Source organism: Stieleria tagensis (assembly GCF_024129865.1).
GTDB classification, from domain to species: Bacteria; Planctomycetota; Planctomycetia; order Pirellulales; family Pirellulaceae; genus Stieleria; species Stieleria tagensis.
The window spans coordinates 1-8,593 of sequence record NZ_JAMYFE010000153.1 but is presented as its reverse complement, the minus strand read 5'-3'; the positions used below and the strand labels follow the sequence as shown (position 1 = coordinate 8,593).

7 protein-coding genes are annotated in these 8,593 nt (G+C 59.0%); 4 read left to right on the top strand and 3 right to left on the bottom strand.

The genetic code is table 11. The features are described from left to right. Nucleotides 1–72: 72 nt before the first annotated feature. The 3 genes from hisB to hisD form a co-directional block, all read right to left on the bottom strand. On the bottom strand, nucleotides 73–660 hold the full coding sequence (hisB, locus tag NHH03_RS26910; protein ID WP_253161452.1) for an imidazoleglycerol-phosphate dehydratase HisB: 588 nt from the start codon (nucleotides 658–660) through the stop codon (nucleotides 73–75). 71 nt (nucleotides 661–731) lie between these two features. Continuing rightward, nucleotides 732–1,790 (bottom strand): histidinol-phosphate transaminase, encoded by a 1,059-nt coding sequence (hisC, locus tag NHH03_RS26905; RefSeq protein ID WP_390895648.1) that lies wholly within the window; start codon nucleotides 1,788–1,790, stop codon nucleotides 732–734. A 182-nt stretch (nucleotides 1,791–1,972) separates the two neighbouring features. Then, the gene (gene hisD, locus NHH03_RS26900) at nucleotides 1,973–3,355 is read right to left on the bottom strand and encodes a histidinol dehydrogenase (protein ID WP_253161453.1); all 1,383 of its coding nucleotides are present in this window, start codon (nucleotides 3,353–3,355) and stop codon (nucleotides 1,973–1,975) included. A gap of 128 nt (nucleotides 3,356–3,483) precedes the next feature. On the opposite strand from hisD, the gene NHH03_RS26895 reads away from it, so the two are divergent. The 4 genes from NHH03_RS26895 (at nucleotide 3,484) to NHH03_RS26880 (ending at nucleotide 8,478) form a co-directional block, all read left to right on the top strand. Beyond that, nucleotides 3,484–5,118 (top strand): glycosyltransferase family 39 protein, encoded by a 1,635-nt coding sequence (locus NHH03_RS26895; RefSeq protein WP_253161451.1) that lies wholly within the window; start codon nucleotides 3,484–3,486, stop codon nucleotides 5,116–5,118. Between the two features lie 133 nt (nucleotides 5,119–5,251). Beyond that, nucleotides 5,252–6,658, top strand: a complete 1,407-nt coding sequence (locus NHH03_RS26890) for a c-type cytochrome (protein ID WP_253161450.1) — start codon at nucleotides 5,252–5,254, stop codon at nucleotides 6,656–6,658. A 120-nt stretch (nucleotides 6,659–6,778) separates the two neighbouring features. Further along, on the top strand, nucleotides 6,779–8,113 hold the full coding sequence (thiC, locus tag NHH03_RS26885; RefSeq protein WP_253161449.1) for a phosphomethylpyrimidine synthase ThiC: 1,335 nt from the start codon (nucleotides 6,779–6,781) through the stop codon (nucleotides 8,111–8,113). After that, the gene (locus NHH03_RS26880) at nucleotides 8,110–8,478 is read left to right on the top strand and encodes a YkgJ family cysteine cluster protein (RefSeq protein ID WP_253161448.1); all 369 of its coding nucleotides are present in this window, start codon (nucleotides 8,110–8,112) and stop codon (nucleotides 8,476–8,478) included. Before thiC ends, NHH03_RS26880 begins: the two co-directional genes overlap by 4 nt. The last annotated feature ends 115 nt before the right edge of the window (nucleotides 8,479–8,593 follow it).

The following is an 8,593-nucleotide window of genomic DNA, read 5'->3' as shown; positions in this document are numbered from 1 at the left end:
CTGATCCCGCCAGGGTTCAGAGGATCTGGGCAGACGCAGGACATCGGAACCGTGGCCGGTCCCGCTTCAGCCCTATAGCACGCCTTTGGTGCTGGGGATGCCGTCAGAGCGTGGATCGGATTCGGCCGCCATGCGGATTGCCCGCGCGGTCGATTTGAAAACGCATTCGGCGATGTGGTGCGCGTTGCGTCCGTGATGCAGCAGCACATGGAGATTGCAATTGGCGTTGGCGGCAAACGATTGCCAGAAGTGTTCGATCAGTTCGCTATCGAACGTTCCAATCTTAAACGCGGCGATCGGGGCGTGATATTCAAACGCATACCGCCCCCCCAAGTCGACGGCGGCAGTGACCAGGCATTCATCCATTGGCAGCGTGAAGTGCCCGTAGCGGCGGATACCGGCGCGGTCACCCAATGCTTGGTCGATGGCTTGACCGAGTGCGATGCCAATGTCCTCGGCGGTGTGGTGGTCATCGACGTGCAAGTCACCCTTGGCGGTCACATCCAAATTGATCAGAGCGTGTTTGGCCAACAGATCGAGCATATGGTCTAAGAAACCGATGCCGGACTGGCGTGTGCCGGAACCGTCGCCGTCCAGGTCGATGGAAAGTTTGATATCGGTTTCGCCGGTGGTGCGATGGACTTGTGCGGTGCGTGGCATATTGGCGCGTCGATTGGGCTAGGGGGGGAAGTCACGGCAAGCGGTTGGTGGTTGATCAAGATGTGGGATCGTTAGCTGAAGTAGCGCTCGATCATCATCAAACAAGCATCGATTTGGTCGTCGGTGCCGACCGAGATGCGCAGTCCATCGCCCCAGTCGGTGAAGTCCATGTAGCGGACCAGGATCTGATTTTTCTTCAGGTACTCGTGAAGTTCTTGATGCCGCCCGCTGGGATGAGTGCACCAAACAAAGTTGGCGTGTGAGGGCGTGACATTGAAACCGATTTCGGTCAACCGTGTCTGCATTCGAGCCCGGGTGGTGTTGATTTTTTCAACGACGTCCGCCAACCAGTCTTGGGAATTGATGGCCGCGGTGGCCGCGATGGTCGCCAGGTAGTCACAATTGTAGCTGTCTTTGATGTTTGACAGTTTGGCGACCAGCGAGGGTTGGGCGACCAGATAGCCGAATCGAACGCCGGCCAGCCCGTACGATTTGCTGAGCGTTCTGGTGACCAAAATGTTGTCGTGTTTCTGGACCAGATCCAGGCAATTGAAATCGGCAAAGTCCGCGTAGGCTTCGTCAACAACCAGCGGGCAGGGCAAGCTCGCCGCCAGTTTTTCGATCTCATCGGGCGAGACCACGGTGCCACTGGGGCTGTTCGGATTGGGCAGCATTACCAGACGCAGGTCCGAGTCGCCTTGACCGAACATCGTTGGCAAATGCCAGCCATCCAGGAACGGGATCTGTTCCCAGTTGGCGCCTTGGATGTCGGCCAGCGTGCGATAGAGGATGTAGCTGGGGAACGGCAGGCGTAACTTTTGGCCTTCACCAACAAAGCCACGCACCAGGATCGTCAAGATTTCGTCGCTGCCGTTACCCGCCAAAATCCAATCGGGACCGGGAAGTCCCAATACATTGGCCGCCGCGCGACGAAAGGAGGTGGCGGTCGGATCGGGATAGCGGTTCAGCGGCCCTGTGGCTGCATCCTGGATGGCGCTGACAACCGTCGGTGGTGGCGGGTAGGGGTTTTCATTGGTGTTCAGTTTGATGAACTTGCCCGGTGGCGGTTGCTCGCCGGGCGTGTAGGGCAGCATCCGCGAAAGGGCAGGGCGGAGGTCGGTTTTGGACATGCGGCTGAAAAATCGAGAAGGAAACAGTGCTGAACGGATTCGGGAGAGACGTGTTGACGTTGACGTTGTGCCTAAGGGATGGTTTTTCAGAATCCGACGCGTCAGCGAGGGATCCAATGAATCGACTGGTATCCATCGCTAGCCGGCGTGCTGATCGAAAAAGGCTGGCACAACTTGAAATCTCAGGTTGTTGTTCCCGTTTCGCGGCGAATCGAAACGCTGCGTGCGTGCGCAGTCAGACCTTCTTTTTCGGCCAATCGTTCGACATCGACCGCGATCTGGTTCATCGCGTCCTGGCTGAACTCGCTGATGCTGCCGCTGCGCAAAAAACTGTTGCTCGACAGCCCGGCGGCCCAGGCACAGGTGCCGCCGGTGGGCAGCACGTGACTGGGGCCAGCAGCGTAATCGCCCAAAGCCACTGGCGTGTAGTGGCCTAGGAATGCGGCGCCGCTGTTTCGGATGTTGGCGATCAACTCGCTGGGGTGTTCGGTTTGAATGTGTAGGTGTTCCGGTGCGAACGAATCCGTCAATTCACAAGCGTGTTGCGAGTCACGCACCAAAATCAGCGCGCCGAATGCTTCCAAGCTCTCCAGCGTCAGTTCGCTGCGCTGCAGTTGAGTCAGTTGTCGGTTCAATTCTTCGCTGACTGCCTCGATCAGCGCTTCGTCCCATGTGATTAAGAGGGCGCTGCCGGGCGAATGTTCGGCCTGGGCCAACAAGTCGGCGGCAATAAAATCGGCTCGCGCGGTGTGGTCAGCGATCACGATGACTTCGCTCGGCCCGGCAAAGGAATCGATATCCACGGTTCCAAAGACGTGTTTTTTCGCCAATGCGACGAATAGATTTCCTGGGCCAACGATCTTGTCCACTGCCGGCACGTGATCAGTCCCATAGGCCAACGAGGCGACCGCTTGGGCGCCGCCCATGCGATAGACTTCGGTCACGCCCAGTTCATGACAGGTCGCCAACATGTCTTGGTTGTAAGCCCCAAACGGGGTCGGTGGTGCGACCACGGCAATTTCCGAAACCCCCGCGACCTGGGCCGGCACCACGGTCATCAACACGGTCGACGGATAGGCCGCGGCACCGCCGGGAACGCACACGCCGATGCGGCGCAACGGCACATAGCGCTGCGTCAGCCGGACACCGGGTCTGGGTTCGAGGGTGACGTTGCGGTGCAGGATCGCTCGTTGAAATTCGGCCACGTTGTCGCGGATCCGACGAATCGACCCCAGCAATTCAGGATCGGCCGCTTGATGGGCCGCGGCAAGATCGGCAGCGGGCACACGCAGTTGGTCGGCGGTCAGGTCCGAATTGTCCAGTTGTTTGCTGAACCGCAGCAGCGCGTCGGTGCCCTGTTGTTGCACGGCGCTACAGATTTGTTCGACGACTTCGACCGGTGTCAGCGGGGCACCAAATACTTTTTCGGTCAACGCGCGACCGCGCGGCGAAACAACGTTGCCCTGGGGACTGAGTTTGTCGCGCAGTTGTTGCAGGATCTCGGCGGACCCGTCACGCGCATCAACCTGGGCGATTTTCGGGGGGGACGTTTGGGGGGCGGGCATCGGAGAGGTCAGTTCCCGTAATGGCAATGCGTCGGTATCGTCTAGTGGGTAGGCCACATGATAGGCATCGATGCTGCGGTGGTACACTGCTACTGATTTGCCGTTCGAAAACGTAAAAGGACCACTTGATGAAATCATTCGGCACTGGCTGTGCTCTAGCCGTGACCGTGGTGATCGCACTGACGATTGTTTTTCGAGTTCCCTCGTGTGCCGAAAGTTTCTGGATCGACGAATTGCATTCCGCCTGGGCGGTCAGCGATGGATTCGCCGACGTCGCTCAAAGGGCGGCGATCGGCAATCAAACCACCGGCTATTTTCACCTGCTGTGGGTTTGGTCGGCGCTGCTAGGCCAGGGCGAGGTCGCGATGCGATTGAGCAGTGTCTTGATCAGCGCCCTGACCGCCGGGGTGCTGGTCGTCGCGGTGGCTCGGCAAACCGGTCGTGTCGCTGGCGGTTGGATCGCCGGTGGGATTTTTGCGGTCGATCCCAATGCCATTTTTTTCGGCTGCGAGCTGCGACCCTATGCCCTGGTGATGCTGTGCGCCGTGTTGGCCACGTGGTCGCTGTCGATTTGGATCGGGACGCCATGCGGTCAGGGGCTTTCCAGTGGTGGTCTATGGCACAGTTTTGCCGGCGCCCGCTGGCGATTGGCGATGCTGTTTTGGATCTGTGTCGCCGCTCTGGTTCATCCGACGTCACTGGGCGTGTTGTGGTTGTGGGTGCCGTTGGGATTGGTCATCGCTTGGAAACGAAACCGGTTGACGCTCTGGAGAGCGGACGCTGTGGCAGCGGTGCTCGTGGCCGCGACCTTGGTTTCGCTGGCATTGTCGTCACTGCCGAGTTCCTGGGCGCATCGCGATCAGTGGCGGGCGTTCGGTCAAGCGACCACCTGGTGGCAATTGTGGTATGCCTGGGATTGGGTGCCGATCGTATTGATGCCCCTGGCCGCCGCGCTGTTGCTGGGCCTGCTGGGCTGGATCGTCGGGCGACAGGGTAGGAACGCGGCCGCGGCAGAGCCGATCGATCGGGCCATCCAAGCCGATGTTGTTGTTTGGGCGGCTCCGGCGATCGTCGCGCTGCTGGGGACGCTGGTCTTTTTTGTTGCCTCGTATTTTCAATGGGTGCCGCTATGGCACCGACGCTACTATGTCGCCGCGCTGCCGTTATTGGCTTGGTCCAGCGGGGCGCTGGTCGCCGGCGGTATCAATTCGCTGCAGCGGGGTTGGGCGGGGCGAATTTGGAATGCCTGGGGACCATCGTTGGTCGGTGGTTTGGTCGCCATCGCATTGATCGGATTCCAGTTGTGGTACCAGGGCACACTGGCGACGTTGTCCGCCGGGCAAATGCCGCTGCACCTGCGCGGTGAACGGTGGCGTGAAGCGGTGCAGTTGGTACGTGCCGAGCGGAATCCGGCGGACCCCGTGTGGCTGGATAGCGGTTTGATCGAAGCCGATTTCTTTCATCGCCCGGTCGGTGAAACCGATCCAATCCAACCGGAACAGTGGGACTATCTGGCGTTTCCGCTTCGTGGACCCTACCCACTCGACAACGTACTGGTCGTTTCCAGTGGCGAAGCGGACAGTTGGATGCAACAGCATCTGGCCACCCTGCCGCCCTCGGCGACAACGGTTTGGTTGGTCACCCGATCGGGACAACAGTCGGTTCAACGCTATCTCAGCCGACTCGATCAGCAGCGACCGGTCCAGGCCAGCGTTCGGCAGGCGGGCCGAATTGCGGTGTTGAAATTGCAATTCCGCGATTGACGCGTTTTTAGAACGAACGAAACCGCTATTCGGCTGCGTAAGATGCCTGTGTGTGGGGGTTGCCGCTGGAAACTGCTGGTTGAAAATGCATTCGATAAAAACACTGTCGATCAAACGCCTTAGTTGCAGGCCTATGTTAGCTGCGATTGGTGCGGCTCTTGCGCTAGTCGCCGCGGCGACATCGGCACCTGCTGCCGACCGGTCACAGCCACCAAAAACAGGGCTACCCGAAGCAGGGGCACAAGAACTGGCCGCTGACGCCGCGCGGGGGTATCGGTTCTTGATCGACACGGCGGTGATGAGCAGTGATTTCGATCAATCGACCTTCGACGCCTTGTGGACGGTGTGGCCTGAACCGCTGCGTAGCCGGGCTCGTCAGGCGACCGCCGATGAACGTCGACGGATGGCATTTCAGCGGTACGGATTGACAGAGCGTCCAGGAGATCGGTCGGGCAAACCGCTGCAATATGTGGTCGACGCGCAGGGGCGTTGGACGATGAATTGTTTTTCCTGCCACGGCGGCAGCGTCGATGGCAGTCCCACGCCCGGCGCACCCAACAATCGCTACGCGCTACAGACACTGACCGAAGAAATTGGCAAGACCAAGCTGACCCAGGGAAAGTTGCCGGGGCGAATGGAGTTGGGGGCGTTGTTCATTCCATTGGGGACCACCAATGGAACCACCAACGCAGTCGTGTTCGGGATGGGTTTGATGAGTGGCCGCGATGAAAAACTGAACGTGATCGCCAAACCGCCGACGTTGTACACACACCATGACATGGATGCGCCACCCTGGTGGTATTTCTACAAACGTTCCCACGTGTACATCGATGGGTTTGCCGAAAAAGGGCACCGCGGGCTGATGCAATTCACGTTGGTACCGGAAAACGGGGCGGAGTTCTATCCGGCTCATGAACAGGATTTCAAGGACGTCTATGCCTACCTGAGTTCCTTGCGGGCCCCCCAGTACACCGGTCCGGTAGATCGTGTGCTGGCAGAGCAGGGCAGGGCGGTGTTTAGCGATCACTGTGCCCAGTGCCATGGAACCTATGGCCAGGATTGGAGCTATCCGAATGTCCGGGTACCGATCGATGAAGTCGGCACTGATCCGGTGCGTTTAACGGCGTTGACCGAAAAAGGGCGACAGAAATACGCGCGCAGCTGGTTTGCTCATGCCGGCGAACCCGACCAGCAGGTCACCGTGACGGATCCCGATGGCTACGTTGCCCCGCCGCTGGATGGTGTCTGGGCCAGCGCACCTTACTTCCACAACGGCAGCGTGCCGACGCTGTGGCATGTTTTGCATCCCGATCAACGACCCACTCTCTGGCGACCCGTTTCCCAGGCCATCGACAGCGAAAAAATTGGCTTGACGATTCAAACCGTTGACAGCGTTCCCACCAGCGAACCCGACGTCGTGGCCCGGCGCAGTTACTTCGACACGCGAAAATTTGGCAAAAGCAACCGTGGGCATGATTTCCCCAACCAGCTCAGCGAATCCGAGAAAGCCGCTGTGCTGGAGTATCTCAAGACGCTGTAGCGGTGCCGACCACCGAAGGGCGGAAGTTTGGGATCTACTCTCGTTTGCCTTCGACGCGTATAACAGACCGTCGAACTCAATGAATTACCCCGCTTTTTTGTGGGACCTTGGAGCAAATAGATGAGCAATACGCAGATTTTGGCCGCGCGGGCAGGTGAGATCACTCCGGAGATGGAGTTTTGTGCAAAGCGCGAGGATCTGCCGGTTGAAACGATCCGCGACGAAGTGGCTGCTGGTCGAATGGTGATTCCGGCCAACAAAGTCCACGCCGCCGGTGCACTCGAGCCGATGTGTATTGGGGTCGCTGCGAAATGCAAGATCAACGCCAACATCGGCAATAGTGCCGTGACCAGCAACGTCGGCGAGGAACTGGAAAAGCTTCACACCGCCGTCCACTTTGGCGCCGACACCGTGATGGACCTGTCCACGGGCAAGGACATCGACAACATCCGTCGTCAGATCATCGAGAAAAGCACGGTGCCGATCGGGACCGTGCCGATCTACCAAATGCTGGAAGAGCTTGGCGGCAACATCGAAGACATGAACGCCCAGCATTTCTTGGACATGGTCGAACACCAAGCCAAGCAGGGCGTCGACTACATGACCGTGCACGCCGGCGTCAAGCTGGAACACCTGCACCTGAGCATCAATCGGATCACCGGGATTGTCAGCCGTGGCGGATCGCTGATCGCCAAATGGATGATGGCGCACAACAAACAGAATCCGTTGTACGACGGTTTCGATGATTTGTGCGACATCATGCGTCAGTACGATGTGACCTGGTCATTGGGTGACGGCATGCGACCCGGCTCGATCGCCGATGCGTCCGACGCGGCCCAGTTTGCAGAGCTCGAAGTGCTCGGCGAACTGACCAAGCGTGGCAAAGAGAAGGGCACTCAGGTGATGGTCGAAGGCCCCGGCCATGTGCCGATGCATCAGATTCAAATGAACATGGAAAAGCAAGCGGAACTGTGCGAAGGCGCTCCGTTCTATGTGCTCGGGCCGTTGGTCACCGACATCGCCCCCGGCTACGACCACATCACCAGCGCGATCGGTGCCGCGATGGCGGGTTGGCACGGTGCGGCGATGTTGTGTTACGTCACGCCCAAAGAACACCTGGGATTGCCAAACGAAGAAGACGTCAAGCAGGGTGTGATCGCTTACAAGATCTCGGCCCATGCCGCCGACGTCGCACGCGGACGAAAGGGTGCCCAAGATCGTGACGACGCGCTCAGTAAAGCGCGGTTCGCATTCGATTGGAAGGAACAATTCCGATTGTCGCTGGACCCCGAAACCGCACAGCGCTATCACGACGAAACCCTGCCGCAGGACACTTTCAAGAGCGCGCACTTCTGCAGCATGTGTGGCCCCAAGTATTGCTCGATGAAAATCACCGAGGACATCCGCAAGATGGCCAAGGAGAAACAGTTGGTCGGGATGCCGACGGTTGAGTGAGCGAGCTACCCGTCGTCGATTGCACCGACTGTGGCGTGTGTTGCCAGCACATGGGATTCCCGGCGTTCAACTTAATGTCACAGCAATTGCACGCGGCCGAGTCGATTGATCCGACGTCATTGTCGCCGTCGGCCGCCGCCGATCGCCTGCGTTGGCTGCAGATGCCTGTCGAGCTGCAGCAGGAAATTCTGGAAGCAATGGACCACTATCAGCCGCCATCCGGCGGCCAGTTGGACGGGCCTTGCATCTGGTTGGATCCGAGTTCCAAATTGTGTCGCCACCACCAGCATCGGCCTCAAGTCTGTCGCGATTTTCCCGTCGGCGGCATCGGTTGCCTGCAATGGCGTCGAGCGGCCTTGGCCTAAGCAAAAGACTCGCCGGCAGTTCTTTCACTCGGCACAATCTGTTGATTCAAGTTGGCAACAGAAGAAGTTGAGCACGAATCAAGCCGGCAGACCAACACAGCCACTGCCGTGCCCA